Origin of the sequence: Agromyces agglutinans (genome assembly GCF_009647605.1) — a bacterium.
Lineage (GTDB): Bacteria > Actinomycetota > Actinomycetes > Actinomycetales > Microbacteriaceae > Agromyces > Agromyces agglutinans.
The window spans coordinates 74,485-94,909 of record NZ_WJIF01000006.1; the positions used below are offsets into that span (position 1 = coordinate 74,485).

The window sequence follows — 20,425 nt, forward strand, 5'->3', positions numbered from 1 at the left end:
ATCTAGGCTGGACCCATGGTCACCGAAGCCGTCATCGTCGACGTCGTACGCACCCCGGTGGGTCGAGGCAAGCCGGGCGGGCAACTTTCGGGCGTGCACCCGGTCGACCTGCTCGCCGGCGTGCTCGACACGCTCGTCAACCGCAGCGACCTCGATCCGGGGCTCGTCGACGACGTGATCGCGGGCTGCGTCAGCCAGGTCGGCGAGCAGTCGTTCAACCTCGCGCGCAACGCCGTACTCGCCGCCGGCTTCCCCGAGACGGTGCCGGCGACCACCATCGACCGGCAGTGCGGGTCGAGTCAGCAGGCCGCGACCTTCGCGGCGCAAGCCGTGCTCTCGGGGCAGGCCGACATCGTGATCGCGTGCGGCGTCGAATCGATGAGCCGGGTGCCGCTCGGATCGTCGACCCAGGGCGCCGACCCGTACGGTCGCCGCCTCGCGGCCCGCTATCCCGACGGCCTCGTCAACCAGGGGGTCTCCGCCGAGCTCATCGCGCAGCGCTGGGGGCTCTCGCGCACCGACCTCGACGAGTACGCCGCGCGCAGCCACCGGCTCGCCGCCGAGGCGGGGGAGTCCGGCGCGTTCGCGACCGAGGTCGTACCCGTGCCGGGCGTCGACTCGCTCGCCGACGAGACCGTCCGCCCCGCGACCTCCGTCGAGCAGCTCGCCGGTCTCGCGCCCGCGTTCCGCACCGACGCCCTCGCGGAGCGGTTCCCCGACCTCGACTGGCGGGTCACGGCCGGCAACTCGTCGCCGCTGACCGACGGCGCGTCGGCCGCCCTGATCATGAGCGCGGAGGCCGCCGAACAGCTCGGGCTCGAGCCGCGCGCGAGGTTCCGCGCGTTCTCGGTCGTCGGCAGCGACCCGATGCTCATGCTGACCGGCGTCGTTCCCGCCACCGAGCGCGTGCTCGAGCGCGCCGGGCTCGTGCACGACGACATCGACGCCTACGAGGTCAACGAGGCGTTCGCGTCGGTGCCGCTCGCGTGGCTCGCCGAGACGGGGGCGGATGCTGCGAAGCTCAACCCGCGCGGCGGCGCCATCGCCCTCGGCCACGCGCTCGGGTCGAGCGGCACACGGCTGCTCACGACGCTCGTCAACCAGCTCGAGGCCACCGGCGGACGGCTCGGCCTCCAGACGATGTGCGAGGGCGGCGGCATGGCCAACGCGATGATCATCGAGCGGGTCTGAGGGATGCCGGCCCGCCCGCCGGCCTCGCCCACCCCGCCCCTACCCCCGCCGAATGATGACGAAACGGGCTCGGCGACCCCGCGAAACGTCATCGCTCGACGCAGACCGACCTCACTCGACGAACGGGAAGGACAACCCGACCGATGGAACTGAACGGCGCCTCGGCGCTCGTCACCGGAGCGGCTTCCGGACTCGGGCGCGCCACGGCTCGCGCCCTCCTCGACGGCGGGGCGTCCGTCGTGCTCGTCGACCTCCCGGGTCCGCGCGGCGAGGAGGCCGCGGCCGAACTCGGCGATCGCGCCCGGTTCGTCGCGGCGGATGTCTCGGACGAGGCATCCGTGCAGGCGGCGGTCGACGCGGCGCAGGAACTCGCGCCGCTGCGCGTCGCCGTGAACTGCGCCGGCATCGCGACCGGCAACCGCACGGTCGGCCGCGATGGGCCCGCCCCGCTCGACGTGTTCGAGCGGACCATCCGGGTGAACCTCATCGGCACCTTCAACGTGACGCGCCTGGCCGCGGCCGCGATGGCGGCGAACGAACCGGTGTCGGCGGGCGTTCCCGGGGGACCGGCGACGCCCGAGCGCGGCGTCATCGTCAACACCGCCTCGGTCGCCGCCTACGACGGGCAGATCGGGCAGGCGGCCTACTCGGCGTCGAAGGGCGCCGTGGCGGCCATGACCCTGCCGATCGCCCGCGACCTGTCGAAGCTGCTGATCCGGGTCATGACCATCGCGCCCGGCATCTTCGAGACGCCCATGATGGCCGGGATGCCGCAGGAGGTGCAGGACTCGCTCGCCGCGCAGATCCCGCACCCGTCGCGGCTCGGATCGCCCGCCGAGTACGCCGACCTCGTGCGGGCGATCATCGCGAACCCGATGCTGAACGGCGAGGTCATCCGCCTCGACGGAGCGATCAGGATGCAGCCGAAGTAGCGCGCCCGAGCCCCAGCGATTCGCGTCGGCCCGTGCGCGCGGCACGGACGACGCCGAGGATCGCATCGGCGAGCGCCCCTGCCACGATGCCCGCGATCAGCAGGATGGGAAGCACCTGCTGCCCATCGGCGTCGAGGTTCGCCTCGAACAGCTCGACGAAGCCAGGGGCGAACATCGCGCCCGTGACGATCAGCCAGACGGCGGGCACCGCCCACGCGAGCGCGAGCACGATGTTCGCCGCCGCCCACGGCCAGGTGAAGCCCGCCCGGTAGACCCACACCGCCATGGCGGCCTCGAGGGCCGCGAGCACGAGGAAGTACGGCAGCCAGAACGACCAGAGCGCCGGATCGAGCACGGGCAGGATGCCGTCGAGGTGACCCCACCGGCTCGGCCCGAACTGCAGCCAGAGCACGACGGCGAGGAGCACGGCGAGCCATGCGAGCGTGGAGATGAGGCGCACCCGGCGGTCGGTGCGACTCGGGATCGCGGGGTCGCGCAGGTTCGCCGGCGACCAGGCGACCGCGTTCTCCTCGCCGGGCTCGGGCGAGTACCGGTCGATGACGGCGAACACCACCGTCATCCAGAACGCGAGGTAGATGCCGACGGTCAGCAGCACGAACCAGGTCCGCCCGATCATGCCGGGATCGACCTCGCCCTCGATGAACTGGGCGAGAAGGTACGCGCCCGTCACGGCGGGCACGGTGCTCCACTCAGTGATGATGAGGACGCGCTTCCAGGATGCATACCAGCGCGGGCCGATGAGCATCGGCGGCCGGTCGGCGTAGCGGGCGGCCACCCGCGACGGGTCGCCGAGGGCCGCCAGTGCGTCGAACTCGGCCGACTCGGGCGTGGAGGCTCCCGACGCCAGGCGGGCGTCGATCTCATCGCGGATGCGCTCGTCGAGGTCGCGTGCGAATTCGCGGCCCTGCCGGCGGGGCAGGCTGCGCGACGCCTCGAGGACGTAGCGGGCGGTCAGGTCGGTCGTGCCGATGGTCATCTCGTGCTCCTTCACGCCGGTGCGCCGGCCGCGGTGAGGCGGGCGCCTCGCGCCCGGTACGCCTTGATCGCGCCGTCGACGACATCCCAGACGGCGCCCGCGATCGTCACGACGACCACGATGGCCAGGATGATCGGCGCCGAGTCGCCCCACGGCCACTGCATCGCCTCGAGCGCCTCGTTGGAGACGAGCTGCCCGGTGAGCAGCAGCCACAGCGCGGGAACGGTGAACGCGACGCCCAGCACGAGGTTCACGGCGGCGAGCCCCCAGCTCCAGCCCCAGGCGTACACGGCGACCGCGAACAGCATCTCGAGGCCGATCAGCCCGAGGAAGTACGGCAGCCAGAACGACCAGAGGTCGGGGTCGAGCAGCGGGACGCCCTGCAGCTCGGGCACCCACGGCACGCCGAACTGCTGCCAGACGAGCGCGACGGCGAAGACCACCAGGAACACCAGCGACGTGATGAGCTCGGCCAGTCGTGACGACTTGGCGGGGTCGGGGAGCGCGGGCAGCATCTCGAGCGACCACGGAAGGTCGACCCCGCGGCGGCCGGCCGGCGCGGGCGTGCGCTCGAGGATCGCGAAGGCCAGCGTCGTCCAGAAGCAGATGTGGACGCCCGCGGAGATCGTGACGCCGATCGCGGCGCCGATGATGCCGCCGACATTCGTGCCGGCCACGGCCTGCGCGATGGCGACGCCCAGCGCCACGAAGGGCAACGAGACCGCGAGCAGCAGCTTCAGCAGCCGCCACCACACGAGGTAGTACCGCGGCCCGATCAGCTGGAGCGGCCGATCGACGTACCCGGCGGCCAGGGCGACGGGGTCGCCGAGCCCGGTGAGGGCGGCGCGCTCGGCGTCGGCAGGGCCGGCGCCGTGCTCGATGGCGGCGTCGATCTCATCACCGATGCGCTCGCGCAGCTCGCGTTCGAGCTCGGCTCGGTGGGCGACGGGCACGCTGCGGATCGCGGCCCACACGTAGCGGTCGGTGAGGGTGGTCGTGGTGGTCATGCTTCGTCTCCCGTGGTCAGGCGCGTGAGCGCCTCGTCGATCAGGTGCCAGTCGGCGGTGAGCGCGGCGGCGAGGCCTTCGCCCTCGGCGCTCGTGCGGTAGAACTTGCGGGGCCGCGCCTCGTCGGTGTTCCACTCGCTCGTGAGGAGCCCCTGCTTCTCGAGACGGCGCAGGAGCGGGTACAGCGTGTTCGCGTCGACGGTGATGCCGAGCGCGTTCAGCGACTCGAGCAGCGCGTACCCGTAGTCGGGCGTGCGCAGGCGCACGAGGCAGGCCAGCACGACGGTGCCGCGGCGCAACTCCTGGAGGTGGCCGGCCGTGATCTCATCGGTGCTCATGCGTCACACGATAGTGTGCGTAACACACTAATGCAACAGGCGCGATGAAGTGACGGATGCCTCTCGCTGAGGCATCCGCGTACGCATCCGCCCGCCACGGGTTCCGATTTCGGGTGCGCGCGGGCGTGTCGCGCCGGGGCGCGAGTGCAATGTCGCCGGGCTACTGGTCGGCGTGCGCCTCGAGGAACGCGTACACCTCGGCGTCGTCGACGCCCGGGAAGGTGCCCGACGGCAGCGGCGAGAGCACGTGCGCGTGCAGGCGCGCGCTCGGCCAGGCCCGACCCGACCAGCGCTCGGAGAGCCCCGCCGGCGCGCGACGGCAGCACGAGTCGTCGGGGCAGGTCGACACGGCGCGCACCGTCGTCTCGCGACCGCGGAACCACTTGGCCTGGTTGAACGGCACGCCGACGGTGATCGAGAACTCCGCGGCATCGGTGCGCCCCGTCTGGGTCGCGCACCAGTAGGTGCCGGTCGGCGTATCGGTGTACTGGTAGTTCTCGGTCGTGCGGTTCGTGTGGTCGAAGGCCGTGCGCGCGCTCCACTTCTTGCACACCCACTGGCCCTCGATCGAGCCCGTGACATCGGTCGGCAGGGGCAGCCCGTCGTTCTCGTAGCCCTTCAGCAGGGCGCCGTCGCCCGCGACGCGCAGGAAGTGCAGGGTCATGTCGAGGTGGCTCGTCGCGAGATTCGAGAACCGCAGCGCGGCGGCCTCGTGCGTGACGCCGAAGGCGTCGCGGAAGTCCTCGATCGCGAGCCGCTTCTCCTTCTTCGCCTGCGACAGGAACGCGACGGATGCCTCCTGCGGCATCAGGCAGGCCGCCGCGAAGTAGTTGATCTCGAGCCGCTGCTGGAGGAACTCGTCGTAGCTGGCGGGGGGCGTGTGGCCGAGCAGCCGGTGGGCCATCGCCTGCAGGGCCATCGAGCGCAGGCCGTGCCCGCCGGGGATGGACGCCGGCGGCAGGTAGATGCGCCCGTTCGCGAGGTCGGTGATCGAACGCGTCGAGTCGGGGAGGTCGTCGACGTAGATGAGCCGGAATCCGAGTCGCTCGGCCATGACGCTCACCTCGCGGTGCGTGAGCGCCCCCGTGCGGTGGCCCGAGGCGCGCACCTGCTGCTCGGCGAGGTCCTCGATGTCGGGCAGGTAGTTGGCACGGGCGCGCATGCGCTCGCGCAGGTCGGTGTTGGCGCGGCGCGCCTCCTCGGGTGTCGCGATGGCCTCGCTGGCCCGGCGCTGCAGTTCGCGGTGCAGGCCCACGATCGCCTCGAGCGTCTCGTCGGAGATGCCGCGGCCCGGCTTCACGGGCGGCAGGCCGAGGCTGGCGTAGAGCGCGCTCGACTGGGCCCGCGCGAGCTCGAGCTCGAGGGCCGCGCGCGGACTCGGGGCCTCGCGCGCGAGCAGGTCGCCGAGCTCGACGCCGAGGGCGACCGCGAGGGCGTCGAGCGTCGAGAGCTTGGGCTCGCGCTTGCCGTTCTCGATGAGCGAGAGCTGGCTGCCCGCGAGCCCGATCGCCTCGCCGAGCTGGTCGAGGGTCAGCCCGCGCTCGCCGCGGAAGTGGCGGATGCGGTGGCCGAGCGTCGCCAGGTCGGGGGTTCCTGCCTTCATGGCTTAAACATATCGAAAGATCGACGATTCTTAACGTCACATTTCGTCGCCGGAACTGCGAGGAACCACGCATTCTGGAAACACAGCTCCACTCCGGCCGCGCCGGACCCCATCAGAAGGGACGACGATGACCATCTCCCAGACGCCCATCGGCGCCGAGGCATCCGCCACCGGCGCCGACGCCACCTCGACTGCCCGCCGCGGCACCACCGACCCGGCGCTCGCCGCCTGGGTCGCCGAACTCGCGGCCCTCACCAAGCCCGACGAGATCGTCTGGTGCGATGGCTCTCGCCACGAGGCCGACCTGATGACCAAGCGGCTCGTCGCCGAGGGCAAGCTGATCAAGCTCAACCCCGAGTGGCGTCCCAACTCGTACCTCGCGCGCACCGACCCGGGCGACGTCGCCCGCGTCGAGGACCGCACCTTCATCTGCTCGACCTACGAGGAGGACGCTGGGCCCACGAACAACTGGCGCGACCCGCGCGAGATGCGCGAAGAGCTCGTCGACGTCTTCGACGGGTCGATGAAGGGCCGAACGATGTACGTCGTGCCGTTCTCGATGGGCCCGCTCGGCGGCCCGATCTCGCAGCTCGGCGTCGAGGTGACCGATTCGCCGTACGTCGTGCTCAGCATGGGCATCATGACCCGCATGGGCGAGCAGGTGCTGCGCCTCATCGAGGCCGGCGAGCCGTGGGTGCGCACCGTGCACTCGGTCGGCTACCCGCTCGTCGACGGCGTCGGGCACCGCCGTGCCGAGGTCGACTGGCCCTGCAACGAGACCAAGTACATCGTGCAGTTCCCCGACTCGCGCGAGATCTGGTCGTACGGCTCGGGCTACGGCGGCAACGCGCTGCTCGCGAAGAAGTGCTTCGCGCTGCGCATCGCGAGCGTCATGGCGCGCGACGAGGGATGGCTCGCCGAGCACATGCTGCTCATCAAGATCACCTCGCCCGAGGGCAAGGCGTACCACGTCGCGGCGGCGTTCCCCTCGGCGTGCGGCAAGACGAACCTGGCGATGCTCCAGCCCACGATCCCGGGCTGGAAGGTCGAGACGATCGGCGACGACATCGCCTGGATGCGTCCGGGCGCCGACGGCCGGCTCTACGCCATCAACCCCGAGGCCGGGTTCTTCGGCGTCGCGCCCGGCACCGGCGAGACGACCAATCCGACCGCCGTCGCGACGATGTGGGGCAACACGATCTTCACCAACGTCGCTCTTCGCGAAGACGGCGACGTCTGGTGGGAGGGGCTGACCGACACGCCGCCCGCGCACCTGACCGACTGGCAGGGCAAGCCCTGGACGCCCGACTCGGGCCGGCCCGCGGCGCATCCGAACTCGCGGTTCACGGTGGCCGCCGCCCAGTGCCCGCAGATCTCCGACGACTGGGACGCGCACGACGGCGTGCCGATCGACGCGATCCTGTTCGGCGGGCGCCGGGCCACGAACGTGCCGCTCGTCGCCGAGGCGCGGTCGTGGAAGCACGGCGTGTTCATGGGCGCGACCATCTCGTCGGAGAAGACCGCCGCCGCCGAGGGCACCGTCGGCGAACTGCGGCGCGACCCGTTCGCCATGCTCCCGTTCTGCGGATACAACATGGCCGACTACTGGGGCCACTGGGTGAAGATGGGCCGCGTGCTCGGCGAGCACGCGCCGAAGATCTTCCAGGTCAACTGGTTCCGCAAGGCCGCCGACGGCTCGTTCCTCTGGCCCGGATTCGGTGAGAACGCGCGCGTCCTCGAGTGGATCGTCGGCCGGCTCGAGGGCACGGCCGAGGCCGCCGAGACGCCGATCGGCCTGCTGCCCGCCCATGATGCGCTCGACCTCGACGGCCTCGACCTCAGCGAGGAGACGCTCGCGCACCTCTTCGACGTCGATCCGCAGTCGTGGCTGGCCGAGTGCGACCTGACCGAGGAGTACTTCGCCCAGTTCGGCGACCGCGTTCCCGCGGCGCTGAACGCCGAGCTCGCGAGCCTGCGCTACCACCTCCAGCGCGAGGTGGCGTAGCCGCCCCTGACGGGATGCCCCGGCCCCGCGCGTACGGGAAGACGCGTGGGGCCGGGGCATCCGTTCCGCCGCGGGATGTCGCGCGCACGGCGCCCCGCCCTCGGGGCTAGCGTGCATCCTGAGGGGGTGCGCGATGGAGCTGGGGGAGACGATCGCGGCAGTCGGCGAGGCCGTCGACGTCATCGGCGTCGTGGCGATCGTGGTCGGCGTGCTCTACGCCATCGTCGACGCGGCCCTGCGCGGGCTCCGGCGGGTCGGCCCGGTGTACACGAGGTTCCGGCGCGTGCTCGGCCGAGCCATCCTGCTCGGCCTCGAACTGCTCGTCGCCGCCGACATCATCAAGACCGTCGCGGTCACGCCGACCCTCGAATCGGTCGCGGTGCTCGCGATCATCGTGCTGATCCGCACGTTCCTCAGCTGGTCGCTCGAACTCGAGATCTCCGGGCGCTGGCCGTGGCAGAAGGGCGCATCGGCAGAGACGCCGGCAGTGGTGCGCGAGGCGGACTGACGCACGAACGGCGGGTCGACGGATGCCTCGGCGCGTCGGTGTGTCGCGCGCGCGTCGGAGATCCGGGGCGACGCGCCGCGGAGTCGCGGCGTGCCGGCGCGGAACTCCGACGCCCGGTACGCCGTCAGCCGAACAGTGCGAGCACGGGCGCGGGTGTGAGGCGCACCTCGACCGTGCCGCTCCCGCCGGCGCCCGCGGCGCCGACCCAGGTGCTCGACCCGTCGTGGATGCGCACCCACCCGTCGCGGAACACGACGTCGGTGCCGATCACGAACGCCATCGCCGGCGTGTCGCCCTCCTCCACGTCGATCGAGCCCTCGAAGGCCTGGCGGGCGTCGGCCTCGGCGTCCTCACGGCACTGCACCGCCACGAGCGGACGCGCGATCGGCGTCGCGAACCCGGGTGCGTCGAACGGGCTCGCGGTCGCGGCATCCGCGACGATGCCGAAGTTCAGGCTGGTCGAGACGAGGCTCGTCTCGGCCTGCCCGTCGAGCACGAGACGGCTGCCGACGCCGAAGCGGTAGTGCAGTCGCCCGGCCTGCGTCACCCGCGGCAGCTCCACGACGCTCACCCAGTTGCGCGACCACGCGAACGGCGCGCCCTCGCGGGTCGGCGGGTCGTAGAGGCTCGCCGTCACCCGCACGGTGCCGTCCGCGCGGGTCGCCGGCGATCGCAGGGAGCTGCGGCGCTCGTCGGCCGGGTGCGCGTCGCGGACCGGCTCGAACGCGGGCAGGTGCACCTGGTCCCAGCTGCGCAGCCAGTCGCGGACGCGGGCGTGCACCGGGTCGAAGCCGTCGCCGAGGGCCTCGGCCGGCAGGGTGTCGGTCGCGTCGATGGCGCCGGGGTCGCCGAGGGCCGCGATGCGGTCGAAGGGCGGCTCGGCGAGGCGGGCGGGGCGGCTGTCGTCGATGATCGTCATGGCACGTCTTCCGGTCGGCCGGCGGCGCCGGCAGGGGAGTGGGGATGCCACACCGTACGGAGCATGCCGGCGACGCGGCATCCGTACCAACCCTGAGGTTCACTCGGGTCAGCCCTGAGTCGGCCACGCGGCCGGCGACGGCCGGGACGCGCGCCGCCGGCGCCGACGCGGATGCGCGCCGCCGGCGCCGGGCCCCGCGGCTCAGACGAGCAGCTGGTGCTCCGCGAGCTCGCGATACAGCGGCACGGCCGCGACGAGCTCGTCGTGCGTGCCCTCGCCGATGACCCGGCCCTCGTCGAGCACGATGATGCGGTCGGAGTCGACCACGGTCGAGAGGCGGTGCGCGATCACGATGAGCGTGCGACCTGCCGAGACCGCATCGATCGCCTCGCGCATCATGCGTTCGTTGAGTCCGTCGAGCGACGAGGTCGACTCGTCGAGCAGCAGGATCGGCGGCGCCGCGAGCAGGGCCCGCGCGATCGCGAGGCGTTGGCGCTCGCCGCCCGAGAGCATGATGCCGTCTTCGCCGACCTGGGCGGCGAGCCCGGCCGGATCGCGGTCGAGGACGTGGCCGAGGTTCACCTGGCGCAGCACGTGCTCGCACTCGAGGTCAGTCGCGTCGGGGCTGCCGAGCAGCAGGTTGTCGCGGATGGTGCCGGCGAGCACGGGGGCGTCCTGCTCGACATAGCCGATCTGGGCGCGCAGCTCGCGCCGGTCGAGCGAGCGCAGGTCGAGGCCGCCCATGCGCACGGTTCCGACGCTCGGATCGTAGAACCGCTCGATGAGCGCGAGGATGGTCGACTTGCCGGCACCCGATGGGCCGACGAGGGCGACGCGCTGCCCGCGCGGCACCTGGAGCGAGACGCCGCGAAGCACCGGCTGGCGTTCGGTGACGTCGGGCTCGGGCCGGTGCTCGTCGGGCGAGTCGTTGCCGGGGTCGGCCGGGTCGTTCGGGGTCGTGCGGGCGTATGCGAACGAGACGTGCTCGAACTCGATCGCGGGTGCGTGCGGCAGCAGCCCCTCGTTGGCGGGCCCCACCATGACGGCCAGCGGCGCGAGCCGGCGGTCGCCCGCGTCTTCATCGGGCAGGTCGAGCACCTCCTGGATGCGGCCGAGCGCACCGAGCGCCTGGTTGATCGCCATGACGGCGCCGAGCACCTGGCCGAGCGGCATGATCATCATGAACAGGAACAGGATGAACGTGACGAGGTTCGCGACCGTGATCGCGCCGCTCGCGACGCGGAAGCCGCCGACGCCGAGCACCACGAGGAACGACACCTGGAGGGCGATGCCCGCGACGGGCACGACGAGCGCCGAGATGCTGGCGACCCGCACGCCGAGGCGCCAGGCGCCCTCAGCCTCCTGCGTCGTGGATGCGATCTCGCGGTCGGTGGCGCCCGCGGCACGGATCGTGCGCACCGAGCTGATCGACCGTTCGACGGCCGAGGCGAGGGCGCCGACCTTCTCCTGCGCCTGCCGGGATGCCTCGCGGATCTTGAGCGAGAGCGCCGCGGCGGTGCCGATCGCCACCGCGACGACGAGCACCGTGAGCCCGAGCAGCAGCGGGTCGAGGATCAGCATCGCGATGAGCGCGCCGACGAACGTGACGATGCCGCCGACGGCCTCGACGCCGCCCTGGGTGAGCACCGCCCGCAGCAGCGTCGTGTCGCTGCCGACCCGGGAGACGAGGTCGCCCGTGCGGCGCGTGTCGAACTCGGCGATCGGCAGCTTCAGGATCCGCGCGATCAGCTTCTTGCGGCTCGTGAGCACGATGCCCTCGCCCGTGCGCTGCAGCAGGTAGTGCTGGTAGCCGCTGACGACGCCCTGCACGATGACGAGCGCGACGAGCAGCCACACGAGCCCGTCGAGCGGGTCGCCGGCCTCGACGAGCGTGATGACCTGCCCGACGACGAGCGGCTGGGCGAGGCTCGCCGCGGCGAGGAGCAGGCTCAGCGCGATGACGACCGAGAGCACGACCTTGTGCTCGGCCAGGTAGGGGATGAGCTGGCGTACGGTCGCGCGGGGGCCCGTGCGCGCGGCACGGCGGCCGCGTCGGGCGAGCGTCGGGGGAAGGGCGGTGGGGAGGTCGCTCTGGGTCATGGCCCTAGCAGCTTACGCGTCGCTCCCGAGCGTCACCCCCGCCCGTAGCGCTTGTGGACGGCCTGTTTGCTCACCTCGAGGGCCAGGGCGATCAGCTGCCAGCTCGCGCCGGCGGCACGTGCGCGGCGCACGGCGACGGCCTCGGCGCGGTCGAGTTCGCGCGTCAGCTCGACGCGCGCGCGGTGCAGCTCGCGCAGCGCCCGGTAGGGATCATCGCCGTCGGCCGCGGCGATGGCGGTGCGGATCGTGTGGTCGTCCATGTCGTCAACCGTAGTTGACGACCGTGGGTGCGTCAACTCTGGTTGACGTCGATCGCCGGCATGGACGACGTGCCCGGCGAACCGAGTACGGATGCCGCGCGCCGATGGCCGGCGAGGCACGCGGCCTCGGCGTCCTCGCCCCGCATCGCGGCCGCGATCCAGCCAGCGGCGAACGCGTCGCCGGCCCCGGTGAGGTCCCGGATGCCGGGCACCGGCTCGACCGGCACCCGCGCGACGAGCCGGCCGTCCTCGAACACCTCGCTCGGCGCCGGGCCGTGCTTGACCACCACGACGGGCGCGAGAGCGCCCGCGGCTTCGCCGCCCTCCGCGATGCCGAGCAGCCGCGCCTCGTCGTCGTTCGCGAAGCACACGTCGGGGGCGATGGTGCTCACGAGGGCTCGGAACCCGTCGAGCCCGATGCCCGCGAGCAGTCCCGTCGACGAGGCATCCAGCGACACCGGGATGCCTCGTTCGCGGGCCGTTCGCAGCAGGGCGACCAGCGCGCCGCGCATCGGGTCGCGCTCGAGGCCGTAGGCGGGCGCGTGCACCCATCCGATCCCGTCGATCCAGCCAGGGTCGACGCGATCGAGCATCGCCGCCGCGGCGCGATCGGGGAACATCGTGCGCTCGCCGTCGACGTCGACCAGCAGCACGACCGCACCCGTGCGACCGCGCCGCTGCACGCGCACCTCGACGCCCGTGCGCTCGAGTTCGGCGACGAGGGCCGAGCCCGCGGCATCCTCGCCGACGCAGCCGATGAACCGCGTCGGCGTGAGCCCGGCAGCGAGGGCCGCGACGTTCGCGCCGCTGCCGCCGCGGGTGCGGAACACGCGAGCGGCGGTGTCGGTGCCGCGGCGCACGGGCTCGGACGCCCACACGACGACATCCTCGACCAGGTCGCCCACCACCGCGAGCAGCGGCCGCGGCGCCGGCCCGTCAGCTCGCGAGGGCACGCGCGATCTCCGCGCCGAGCGCGACGTTGCCGCGGTAGACCTCGAGGTTGACCTCGAGGCTCCGGCCGCCGGTCGCGCGCTGCACGTGGTCGAGCAGGAACGGCGTCGTGTCGTGCCCCGAGACACCCGCCGCGTCGGCCGCGGCGAGCGCCTCGGCGAGGATGCGCGCGTGCAGGTCGGGGTCGAGCTGCCGGTCGTCGGCGACCGGGTTCGCAATCAGCACCGCGGCGGCCTGGCCGAGTTCGTCCCGCGCGCGGGCGAGCGCCGCGACCTCGTCGGGGGAGTCGACGCGGTAGTCGAGGGCGAAGCCAGAGTCGGCCACGTAGAACCCCGGGTACCGCGTCGTGCGGTAGCCCACGACGGGCACGTTCAGGGTCTCGAGGCGTTCGAGCGTCGCGCCGATGTCGAGGATCGACTTGACGCCCGCGCTCACGAGCGTGATCGGCGTCTCGGCGAGCGTGCCGAGGTCGGCCGACTCGTCGAACGTCTCGCTCGCCCCGCGGTGCACCCCGCCGAGGCCGCCGGTCGACATCACCCGGATGCCGGCGCGGTGCGCGAGCCACGCCGTCGCCGCGACCGTCGTTCCGGCGTCGAGGCCCTTCGCGAGGGCGATCGGCAGGTCGCGAACGCTCGCCTTCACGGTGCCGTCGGTCGTGCACAGCCGCTCGATCTCCTCGGCCGAGAGGCCGACGACCGGAACGCCCTCGATGACCCCGATCGTGGCGGGCACGACCCCGGCGTCGCGCACCTGCCGTTCGGAGCCCAGCCCCACCTCGAGGTTGCGAGGCCGCGGCAGGCCGTGGGTCAGGATCGTGGACTCGAGGGCGAGCACTGGGCGGCCGTCGGCGACGGCCGACCGGACCTCGTCGGAGACTCGGATGGCGGCGGAGGTCTGCATCCGGTCATCGTATGAGGGGCCGCCCGCCCGCGGAACCCGGCGCGCACGATGCGTGTTGCCGCGTATGACACCGGCCCGCGACATCCGGCGGACCGCGGCGTACCGTGGCACGCACCGATCGCGAGGAGCCGTCATGTCGTACCGCGAGCCGCACGCCGCCACCCAGCCCCAGCCGGGCCGGGTCCTGGGCATGCGCGGCTGCGAGGCGCACGCCGAGTGCTCGAGCGACCGGCCCGGCCACGGCCTCAACCGGCTGCAGGCCAGGCTCGCGCAGGCGACGCCGAGCAAGTGGGTCGACGCGGTCGTCGTGGGCGCCGACGACGACGGGTTCGTCGCGGTCGCCGATCTCGGCGGAGGCATCCGTCGCCTGTGGCATCACGCGCCGCTCGCGGGCGCGCTCGCACCCGGCGAGCCGGTCGCCGTGCACGCGGTGTACGGCGTGCTCGCGCGCGGCGACGAACGCCTCAGCGTCGCCGACGCGTAACCCGCTCACATCGCGGGCGTCATCTCCCGCATCGAGCCGAGCATCTTCTCGAGCGCCATGGCCGCCTGGTCGCACGCCATCGCGCACATGCGGCAGTGCTCGCTCATCTCGGCGTGCATCATGCACTCCGCCGAGCACGCCCGGCACATCGCCATCGTCGTCTCCATGGCCGACATCATCACGGCCAGGTCCCAGCCGTTCGTGCGGAGCATCATCCGCATCATGGTGCCGCACAGGTCGGCGCAGTTGGCGCACATCCCGGCGCATCGGCCCATGCCCTCGCCCGCATCGGCGTCGGCGCACATCACGCACGCCTGCTCGCATGCGGAGAGGGCCTCGAGACACTCCTCCATGAGGGCGGTGTCCATGCCCTGCATCGGGCTGCCCTGCATCGACATGGCGCCCTTCATCATGTCCATCGTCGTGTTCATCACGCGTACCTGCTCCGAACCGGGCGCCGGGCGACGACGGTGCCGGCTGGAACCCGGCTGCCCTGTGCGGGCCATGCTACGCCGGGCCTGCCGAGGCGAGAAGGGGGTGCGTGTTGCGGTCGTGTGAACGCCCTGAAACGGCGAACGGATGCCTCGAGCCGGGCCCGAGGCATCCGTTCGTCAGCGCGCGACTAGCGGTCGATGTCGACGTCCTTCGTCTCCTTCGACACGATCAGCGCGATGAGCGTGAGCACGGCCATCACCGACAGGTAGACGCCGACCCAGAACGGGCTGCCGCCGCCGGCCTGCCACAGCGCGACCGCGATGAACGGGGCCACGGCGGCGCCGAGGATCGACGACACGTTGTACGAGATGCCCGAGCCCGTGTAGCGAACGTTGGTCGGGAAGAGTTCGGGCAGCAGGGCGCCCATCGGCCCGAAGGTCATGCCCATCAGCGCGAAGCCGATGATGAGCCACGCCATCACGCCGGCGAAGCCGCCGGAGAGCAGCGGCACCCAGGCGAGGCCGAACACGATGATGCCGAGGGTGACCCAGATGAGCGTCTTGCGACGGCCCCAGCGGTCGGCCCACGGGCCCGACAGCAGCGTGAAGATGCCGAAGAACACGACGCCGCCGATGAGCATCAGCACGAACGTGTTGTACGAGTAGCCGAGGCCCGGCAGGGCGCCCTCGGCGGGCTCGGCCGGCGCACGGCCGTAGCTCAGCGAGAACGTGGTCATCAGGTAGAAGAGCACGTAGGTGGCGAGCATGAAGAACGTGCCGAGGATCAGCTGCTTCCAGTAGTCCTTGAAGACGGCGGCCAGCGGGAGGCGCTTGAGCTTGCCCTGCTCCGAGGCCTTCGAGAACGCCGTGGACTCGACCAGGCGCAGCCGCACCCAGAGGCCGACCGCGACCATCACGACCGAGAACAGGAACGGGATGCGCCAGCCCCACTCGAGGAACGCCTCCGACGGCATGGACGGGTCCTCGGAGGGCAGCGCCGCCGCGATGATCAGGAACAGGCCGTTCGCGATGATGAAGCCGATGGGCGCACCCAGCTGGGGGAACGTGCCGTACCAGGCCCGCTTGCCCTGCGGGGCGTTCTCTGTGGCGACGAGCGCCGCGCCCGACCACTCGCCGCCGAGGGCGAAGCCCTGCGCGATGCGCAGGATGACGAGCAGCAGCGGCGCGAGCCATCCGACCAGCGCGTACGTCGGCAGCACGCCGATCAGGAACGTCGCGATGCCCATGGTGAGCAGTGCGCCGACGAGCGTAGCCTTGCGGCCGTGCTTGTCGCCGAGGTGGCCGAAGACGACGGCGCCGAGCGGGCGGGCGACCATGGCGGCGCCGAACACCGCGAACGACGAGAGCAGCGCGGTGGTCGCGTCGCCGGCCGGGAAGAACAGGTGCGGGAAGACGAGCACCGCGGCCGTGGCGTAGACGTAGAAGTCGTAGAACTCGATCGTCGTGCCGATGAGGCTGGCGAGGATGACCCGGCTGCGCGGATTGGCCGGTGCGGCCGAGGGGGAGGATGGGGCGGCGGGTGCCGCCGTCGAGGAAGAGGACATGCCTGCGAGGACTCCTGGGGAACGTCGGAACGGCTCACCGGCGCGGGGTCGATCTGGCGCGTGGGCCGGTGGGCGGAGGAATCGTCGCTTGTGGCAACCCGCTTACATTACGGCATCGTCGAGCCGCCACCCCGCGAACAGGGGTCGCGGCAGGGCCGGGTGCGACGAACGGCGGCGGCGGTGCGACGAGCGGTCGTCAGGGGCTGAGCGGTCGCCGGCGGCGGCGCGCTGCCGCGCCGAGCGGTCGGCGGCGGCGCGCTGCGAGCGGGTCAGCGCCAGATGAGGGCGATGCCCGCGTTCAGGAGCGTGAGAGCGCCGATCGACCAGAACAGTGCGGGCGGCACCGAACCGTTGCGGCGCTGGCGGGCGGCGCCGATGCCCAGCAGGGCGCCGATCGCGACCAGCACGACGAGCTTGACGCCGAGCTTCGCGTAGTTCAGGTCGTACTCGATTCCCCACGGCGCTGCCAGCACGAGACCGGCGACCGCGGCGATGAGCAGGCCCCAGTGCATGAGCCGGGTCACCTCGAACCGGCGGTTCACCGCCTCGACCGCCCAGGCGCCGAAGAGCAGCGCGAAGCCGACCAGGTGGACGAGCACGACGATGTGGCGCAGGGTCTCCATGGAGCCGAGTGTAAGTTCTACCGATCGTCGAAGTCGAATCGACTCGCGCGATCACGCACGCAGCGCCCGCAGCGCCCGCAGTGCCCGCAGCGCGCGTGCGGTCAGGCCCGCAGCGCGCGCAACGCGCGTGCGGTCGCGATGGCGGCCTCGGCGGCCTCGCGGCCCTTGTCCTCCTTCGAGCCGGGGAGCCCGGCGCGATCGAGACCCTGGCGCTCGTCGTCGAGCGTGAGCACGCCGAAGCCGACCGGCTTGCCCGTGTCGAGCGCGACACGCGTGAGGCCATCGGTCGCTGCGGCGGAGACGTACTCGAAGTGCGGTGTGCCGCCACGGATGATCACGCCGAGGGCGACCACCGCGTCGGCGCCGGCCTCGAGTGCGGCCTTCGACACCACGGGCAGCTCGAAACTGCCCGGTACGCGCACGAGCGAGAACGACGCGCCGGATGCCTCGAGCGTGCGGGTGGCGCCCGCGATGAGGCCGTCGGTGATCTCGTCGTGCCAGCTGCCGGCGACGATCACGACCTCGAGGCCCGTGCCGTCGATGTCGAGGGTGGGGGAGCCGGTGCCGCTCATGTGGCGTGTCCTTCCAGGAGGGTCTCGGCCGAGGCATCCGCCAGCTGGCCGTCGTCGATGGCGTGGCCCATGCGCCGCGCCTTGGTCACCAGGTAGCCCTGGTTGCCGGCGCCCACGCCGACGACGAGCGGAAGACGCTCGGCGACGTCGATGCCGTGGAGCCCGAGCTGGCGCACCTTCTCGGGGTTGTTCGTGAGCAGGCGCACCCGCCCGATGCCGAGGTCGTCGAGGATCGCGCTCGCGGCCGAGTAGTCGCGGGCGTCGATCGGCAGCCCGAGCGCGACGTTCGCGTCGAGGGTGTCGAGGCCGTCCTCCTGCAGCCGGTAGGCGCGGAGCTTGTTGATGAGCCCGATGCCGCGGCCTTCATGTCCGCGGAGGTATACGACGACGCCGCCCGCCTCGCGGATCGCCTGGAGTGCGGCATCGAGCTGCGGCCCGCACTCGCACTTCAGGGATCCGAAGGCCTCGCCCGTGAGGCACTCCGAGTGCACGCGCACGACGGCTCCGGCGGGGTCGGCCGCCGGGTCGCCCGCGATGATCGCGACGTGGTCGGCGCCCGTGCGGCGGTCGCGGTAGGCGCGCACCCGGAAGGTGCCGTGCACGGTCGGCAGGCTCGTCTCGACCTCGAACGCGACGATCGGGCTCTCGGCGATGCGGTCGGCCGGCACCCCCGCGGCCTGTTCGAGCGCGGCGTCGCCCGGATGCGCGCGGAGCCAGTCGACCAGCGCGGCCACGGTCGTGACCGGGAGGCCCTCGCGCTCGCCCAGCTCGATGAGGCCCGGCAGGCGCAGCATCTCGCCGTCGTCGGCGACGAGCTCGCCGATCACGCCGACGGGGGAGAGCCCGGCCAGCCGCATCAGGTCGACCGCGGCCTCGGTGTGGCCCGCGCGCTCGCGAACGCCGCCGTCGACGGCGCGCAGCGGCAGGATGTGGCCGGGCCGGATGAGTCGCTCGGGCGTCGAAGAGGGGTCGGCCAGCGTGCGCAGCGTTCGCGCCCGGTCGCTCGCGGAAATGCCCGTGGAGACCCGGTCGGCGGCGTCGACCGACACGGTGTATGCCGTGCCGCGTACGTCTTCGCTGCGCTCCACCATGACCGGCAGCTCGAGCCGGTCGGCGAGCGACGAGGGCATCGGCGCGCAGAGGTATCCGCTGGTGTGGCGAACCATCCACGCGATCCACTCCTGGGTCGCGAACTCGGCCGCCATGATGGCGTCGCCCTCGTTCTCGCGGGCCTCGTCATCGGCGACGATGACCGGCTTGCCCGCGCGCAGCGCGGCGAGGACCTCGGGAATGCTCGCGAGGCTCATGCGACCCCTCCCGCCGGCACCGGCTCCGCTCGTCGGGCATCGAGGCGGAGCATCCGTTCGACGTGCCGCGCGAGGATGTCGGTCTCGAGGTTCACGAGGTCGCCGACCTGTCGTTCGCCGAGCGTCGTGGCGGTGAGCGTCTCGGGGATGAGGGAGACCTCGAACCAGGAACCGTCGGGTTCGTCGCCGATCGCGCTGACCGTGAGCGAGATGCCGTCGAGCGCGACCGAGCCCTTGTCGACGACGAGCGGCGCGTGCGCCGCGTCGAGCGAGAAGCGGAGCACCCGCCATGCCTCGCCCGGCCGCACCGCCAGCACGCGTGCGGTGCCGTCGATGTGGCCCTGCACGATGTGCCCGCCGATGCGGTCGCCCACCTTCGCGGCGCGCTCGAGGTTGACGGCGAGCCCCTCGTGCGCCTCGTCGAGCGTCGACATCGCGAGCGTCTGGGCCATGACGTCGGCGGTGAAGGACTCGGCGTCGGAATCGACGACCGTCAGGCACACGCCCGAGACCGAGATGGAGTCGCCGTGGCGGACGCCCTCGACCGCGAGCGGCCCGTGCACGGTCAGCCGTGCGGCGTCGGCGGTGCGCTCGACGCGCGTGACGCGGCCGAGCTCCTCGATGATTCCGGTGAACATTCAGATCCCTCCAGGGGTGGCGACCGGTTCGCGGCTGGCGCGGACCGGGGTCGGGTGGGCGACGATGAGGAGGTCGTCGCCGAGCCGCTCGACGGCGGCGAGTTCGAGGCGGACCGCGTCCGCGATGGTGCCGACGCCGAGGTCGCCGATGGCGAGCCCAGGGCCGCCCAGGAGCGCCGGAGCGAGGTACACGAGCACGTCGTCGGCGAGCCCGGCGGCGAGGAACGCGCTCGCGAGCGTCGGCCCGCCCTCGACGAAGAGCGAACGGATGCCCCGTCGCGCGAGGTCGGCGAGATCGGCGGCGAGGTCGCGCCCCTCGAGTACGACGAGCGGCTGCGGATGCCTCGCGACGCGGGCGGCGGGCGGAATCGGACGCCGGCCGAACACGACGGGCACGGGCTGGCGGCCCAGGAGTCCGCCGTCATCGTCGCGAGCGGTGAGGGCCGGGTCGTCGGCGAGCACGGTGCCGGTGCCCACGCCGATCGCGTCGGCGCCTGCACGCCGGCGGTGCACGTCGGCACGCGCGTCGGGACCCGTGATCCACTGCGACGTGCCGTCGGCCGCGGCGGCGCGCCCGTCGAGCGTCGAGGCCCACTTCACCGTCACGCGCGGGCGGCCGTGCCGGGCGACGAAGAGCCAGTCGGCGAGGAACGCCTCGACCTCGTCGGCGAGGACGCCGGGCGTCACCGCGATGCCGGCTGACCGCAGGCGCTCGGCCCCGCCCGACGAGCGTTCGCCGGGATCGGTCGCGGCGTACACCACGCGGGCCACGCCGGCCGCGATGAGCGCCTCGGAGCACGGCCCGGTGCGGCCGGTGTGGTTGCAGGGCTCGAGGGTCACGACCGCGGTCGCGCCGCGGGCCGCGCCCGCCGGGAGCTTCGAGAGGGCGTCGACCTCGGCGTGCGCGGTGCCGGCGCCGCGATGCCACCCCTCGGCGAGCACCGAGCCGTCGGGCGCGAGGAGGACGCAGCCGACGCGGGGGTTCACGCCCGTCGCGGGTCCGAGCGCGGCGAGCGCCAGAGCCCGTCGCATGGCGTCGACATCGGCCGTGCCGAATCCGTTCGCCGTCATCCCAGTCCTGCCTTCAGGCT

General features: G+C 72.6%; 21 protein-coding genes. 5 read left to right on the forward strand and 16 right to left on the reverse strand.

What is annotated here, in order from left to right; genetic code table 11:
* Nucleotides 1-15: 15 nt before the first annotated feature.
* Together GE115_RS11480 and GE115_RS11485 are read left to right on the forward strand one after the other, a co-directional pair.
* On the forward strand, nucleotides 16-1,191 hold the full coding sequence (locus tag GE115_RS11480; RefSeq protein ID WP_153684937.1) for a thiolase family protein: 1,176 nt from the start codon (nucleotides 16-18) through the stop codon (nucleotides 1,189-1,191).
* A gap of 143 nt (nucleotides 1,192-1,334) precedes the next feature.
* Complete coding sequence (locus GE115_RS11485) at nucleotides 1,335-2,123, forward strand: 3-hydroxyacyl-CoA dehydrogenase (RefSeq protein ID WP_153684938.1); 789 nt, start codon at nucleotides 1,335-1,337, stop codon at nucleotides 2,121-2,123.
* Here GE115_RS11485 and GE115_RS11490 read toward each other — a convergent pair.
* From GE115_RS11490 to GE115_RS11505, 4 genes are all read right to left on the reverse strand, one after another.
* Nucleotides 2,104-3,120 (reverse strand): hypothetical protein, encoded by a 1,017-nt coding sequence (locus GE115_RS11490; RefSeq protein ID WP_153684939.1) that lies wholly within the window; start codon nucleotides 3,118-3,120, stop codon nucleotides 2,104-2,106. The two genes, GE115_RS11485 and GE115_RS11490, sit on opposite strands and share 20 nt — an antisense overlap.
* Nucleotides 3,121-3,131: 11 nt before the next feature.
* Complete coding sequence (locus tag GE115_RS11495) at nucleotides 3,132-4,127, reverse strand: permease prefix domain 1-containing protein (RefSeq protein ID WP_153684940.1); 996 nt, start codon at nucleotides 4,125-4,127, stop codon at nucleotides 3,132-3,134.
* Nucleotides 4,124-4,465: a PadR family transcriptional regulator gene (locus GE115_RS11500; protein ID WP_153684941.1), complete on the reverse strand. Its 342-nt coding sequence runs from the start codon at nucleotides 4,463-4,465 to the stop codon at nucleotides 4,124-4,126. Before GE115_RS11500 ends, GE115_RS11495 begins: the two co-directional genes overlap by 4 nt.
* Nucleotides 4,466-4,625: 160 nt before the next feature.
* Nucleotides 4,626-6,068, reverse strand: a complete 1,443-nt coding sequence (locus tag GE115_RS11505; protein WP_153684942.1) for a helix-turn-helix domain-containing protein — start codon at nucleotides 6,066-6,068, stop codon at nucleotides 4,626-4,628.
* Nucleotides 6,069-6,195: 127 nt separating this feature from the next.
* Here GE115_RS11505 and GE115_RS11510 point away from each other — a divergent pair, with 127 nt between their 5' ends.
* Together GE115_RS11510 and GE115_RS11515 are read left to right on the forward strand one after the other, a co-directional pair.
* Complete coding sequence (locus tag GE115_RS11510) at nucleotides 6,196-8,073, forward strand: phosphoenolpyruvate carboxykinase (GTP) (RefSeq protein WP_153684943.1); 1,878 nt, start codon at nucleotides 6,196-6,198, stop codon at nucleotides 8,071-8,073.
* 133 nt (nucleotides 8,074-8,206) lie between these two features.
* Entirely contained in the window at nucleotides 8,207-8,581 is a 375-nt protein-coding gene (locus GE115_RS11515) for a DUF1622 domain-containing protein (RefSeq protein WP_153684944.1), read from the forward strand.
* Nucleotides 8,582-8,705: 124 nt separating this feature from the next.
* On the opposite strand, the gene GE115_RS11520 is transcribed toward GE115_RS11515, so the two are convergent.
* From GE115_RS11520 to GE115_RS11540, 5 genes are all read right to left on the reverse strand, one after another.
* Entirely contained in the window at nucleotides 8,706-9,500 is a 795-nt protein-coding gene (locus GE115_RS11520; RefSeq protein ID WP_153684945.1) for a hypothetical protein, read from the reverse strand.
* Nucleotides 9,501-9,701: 201 nt separating this feature from the next.
* Nucleotides 9,702-11,600, reverse strand: a complete 1,899-nt coding sequence (locus GE115_RS11525; protein WP_153684946.1) for an ABC transporter ATP-binding protein — start codon at nucleotides 11,598-11,600, stop codon at nucleotides 9,702-9,704.
* A 32-nt stretch (nucleotides 11,601-11,632) separates the two neighbouring features.
* Entirely contained in the window at nucleotides 11,633-11,860 is a 228-nt protein-coding gene (locus GE115_RS11530; protein WP_153684947.1) for a hypothetical protein, read from the reverse strand.
* A 32-nt stretch (nucleotides 11,861-11,892) separates the two neighbouring features.
* Nucleotides 11,893-12,813: a carbohydrate kinase family protein gene (locus tag GE115_RS11535; protein WP_312855100.1), complete on the reverse strand. Its 921-nt coding sequence runs from the start codon at nucleotides 12,811-12,813 to the stop codon at nucleotides 11,893-11,895.
* Complete coding sequence (locus tag GE115_RS11540; protein WP_153684948.1) at nucleotides 12,797-13,711, reverse strand: pseudouridine-5'-phosphate glycosidase; 915 nt, start codon at nucleotides 13,709-13,711, stop codon at nucleotides 12,797-12,799. The genes GE115_RS11535 and GE115_RS11540 overlap by 17 nt, the downstream gene beginning before the upstream one ends.
* Nucleotides 13,712-13,844: 133 nt before the next feature.
* Between GE115_RS11540 and GE115_RS11545 the strand changes: the two genes are divergently transcribed.
* On the forward strand, nucleotides 13,845-14,195 hold the full coding sequence (locus tag GE115_RS11545; RefSeq protein ID WP_246190726.1) for a hypothetical protein: 351 nt from the start codon (nucleotides 13,845-13,847) through the stop codon (nucleotides 14,193-14,195).
* Nucleotides 14,196-14,200: 5 nt separating this feature from the next.
* On the opposite strand, the gene GE115_RS11550 is transcribed toward GE115_RS11545, so the two are convergent.
* The 7 genes from GE115_RS11550 to ribD all read right to left on the reverse strand — a co-directional run bounded on the left by GE115_RS11550 (nucleotide 14,201) and on the right by ribD (nucleotide 20,405).
* Complete coding sequence (locus GE115_RS11550) at nucleotides 14,201-14,626, reverse strand: four-helix bundle copper-binding protein (RefSeq protein ID WP_246190742.1); 426 nt, start codon at nucleotides 14,624-14,626, stop codon at nucleotides 14,201-14,203.
* Nucleotides 14,627-14,817: 191 nt separating this feature from the next.
* Nucleotides 14,818-16,194, reverse strand: a complete 1,377-nt coding sequence (locus GE115_RS11555; RefSeq protein WP_153684949.1) for an MFS transporter — start codon at nucleotides 16,192-16,194, stop codon at nucleotides 14,818-14,820.
* A gap of 269 nt (nucleotides 16,195-16,463) precedes the next feature.
* Nucleotides 16,464-16,817 carry a Fe-S protein gene (locus GE115_RS11560; RefSeq protein WP_153684950.1) on the reverse strand — a complete coding sequence of 118 codons (354 nt, stop codon included), beginning with the start codon at nucleotides 16,815-16,817 and terminating at the stop codon, nucleotides 16,464-16,466.
* 101 nt (nucleotides 16,818-16,918) lie between these two features.
* Complete coding sequence (ribH, locus tag GE115_RS11565) at nucleotides 16,919-17,389, reverse strand: 6,7-dimethyl-8-ribityllumazine synthase (RefSeq protein WP_153684951.1); 471 nt, start codon at nucleotides 17,387-17,389, stop codon at nucleotides 16,919-16,921.
* On the reverse strand, nucleotides 17,386-18,696 hold the full coding sequence (gene ribA / locus GE115_RS11570; RefSeq protein WP_153684952.1) for a GTP cyclohydrolase II: 1,311 nt from the start codon (nucleotides 18,694-18,696) through the stop codon (nucleotides 17,386-17,388). The genes ribH and ribA overlap by 4 nt, the downstream gene beginning before the upstream one ends.
* Nucleotides 18,693-19,334 (reverse strand): riboflavin synthase, encoded by a 642-nt coding sequence (locus GE115_RS11575; protein ID WP_153684953.1) that lies wholly within the window; start codon nucleotides 19,332-19,334, stop codon nucleotides 18,693-18,695. The genes ribA and GE115_RS11575 overlap by 4 nt, the downstream gene beginning before the upstream one ends.
* Complete coding sequence (ribD, locus tag GE115_RS11580) at nucleotides 19,335-20,405, reverse strand: bifunctional diaminohydroxyphosphoribosylaminopyrimidine deaminase/5-amino-6-(5-phosphoribosylamino)uracil reductase RibD (protein ID WP_246190727.1); 1,071 nt, start codon at nucleotides 20,403-20,405, stop codon at nucleotides 19,335-19,337.
* Nucleotides 20,406-20,425 lie beyond the last annotated feature (20 nt).

What these genes read in the sequence shown, in the direction of transcription:
- GE115_RS11480 (WP_153684937.1), top strand. Translation starts at nt 16, where the DNA reads ATGGTCACCGAAGCCGTCATCGTCGACGTCGTACGCACCCCGGTGGGT.
- GE115_RS11485 (WP_153684938.1), top strand. Translation starts at nt 1,335, where the DNA reads ATGGAACTGAACGGCGCCTCGGCGCTCGTCACCGGAGCGGCTTCCGGA.
- GE115_RS11490 (WP_153684939.1), bottom strand. Translation starts at nt 3,120, where the DNA reads ATGACCATCGGCACGACCGACCTGACCGCCCGCTACGTCCTCGAGGCG.
- GE115_RS11495 (WP_153684940.1), bottom strand. Translation starts at nt 4,127, where the DNA reads ATGACCACCACGACCACCCTCACCGACCGCTACGTGTGGGCCGCGATC.
- GE115_RS11500 (WP_153684941.1), bottom strand. Translation starts at nt 4,465, where the DNA reads ATGAGCACCGATGAGATCACGGCCGGCCACCTCCAGGAGTTGCGCCGC.
- GE115_RS11505 (WP_153684942.1), bottom strand. Translation starts at nt 6,068, where the DNA reads ATGAAGGCAGGAACCCCCGACCTGGCGACGCTCGGCCACCGCATCCGC.
- GE115_RS11510 (WP_153684943.1), top strand. Translation starts at nt 6,196, where the DNA reads ATGACCATCTCCCAGACGCCCATCGGCGCCGAGGCATCCGCCACCGGC.
- GE115_RS11515 (WP_153684944.1), top strand. Translation starts at nt 8,207, where the DNA reads ATGGAGCTGGGGGAGACGATCGCGGCAGTCGGCGAGGCCGTCGACGTC.
- GE115_RS11520 (WP_153684945.1), bottom strand. Translation starts at nt 9,500, where the DNA reads ATGACGATCATCGACGACAGCCGCCCCGCCCGCCTCGCCGAGCCGCCC.
- GE115_RS11525 (WP_153684946.1), bottom strand. Translation starts at nt 11,600, where the DNA reads ATGACCCAGAGCGACCTCCCCACCGCCCTTCCCCCGACGCTCGCCCGA.
- GE115_RS11530 (WP_153684947.1), bottom strand. Translation starts at nt 11,860, where the DNA reads ATGGACGACCACACGATCCGCACCGCCATCGCCGCGGCCGACGGCGAT.
- GE115_RS11540 (WP_153684948.1), bottom strand. Translation starts at nt 13,711, where the DNA reads ATGCAGACCTCCGCCGCCATCCGAGTCTCCGACGAGGTCCGGTCGGCC.
- GE115_RS11545 (WP_246190726.1), top strand. Translation starts at nt 13,845, where the DNA reads ATGTCGTACCGCGAGCCGCACGCCGCCACCCAGCCCCAGCCGGGCCGG.
- GE115_RS11550 (WP_246190742.1), bottom strand. Translation starts at nt 14,626, where the DNA reads ATGAACACGACGATGGACATGATGAAGGGCGCCATGTCGATGCAGGGC.
- GE115_RS11555 (WP_153684949.1), bottom strand. Translation starts at nt 16,194, where the DNA reads ATGTCCTCTTCCTCGACGGCGGCACCCGCCGCCCCATCCTCCCCCTCG.
- GE115_RS11560 (WP_153684950.1), bottom strand. Translation starts at nt 16,817, where the DNA reads ATGGAGACCCTGCGCCACATCGTCGTGCTCGTCCACCTGGTCGGCTTC.
- ribH (WP_153684951.1), bottom strand. Translation starts at nt 17,389, where the DNA reads ATGAGCGGCACCGGCTCCCCCACCCTCGACATCGACGGCACGGGCCTC.
- ribA (WP_153684952.1), bottom strand. Translation starts at nt 18,696, where the DNA reads ATGAGCCTCGCGAGCATTCCCGAGGTCCTCGCCGCGCTGCGCGCGGGC.
- GE115_RS11575 (WP_153684953.1), bottom strand. Translation starts at nt 19,334, where the DNA reads ATGTTCACCGGAATCATCGAGGAGCTCGGCCGCGTCACGCGCGTCGAG.
- ribD (WP_246190727.1), bottom strand. Translation starts at nt 20,405, where the DNA reads ATGACGGCGAACGGATTCGGCACGGCCGATGTCGACGCCATGCGACGG.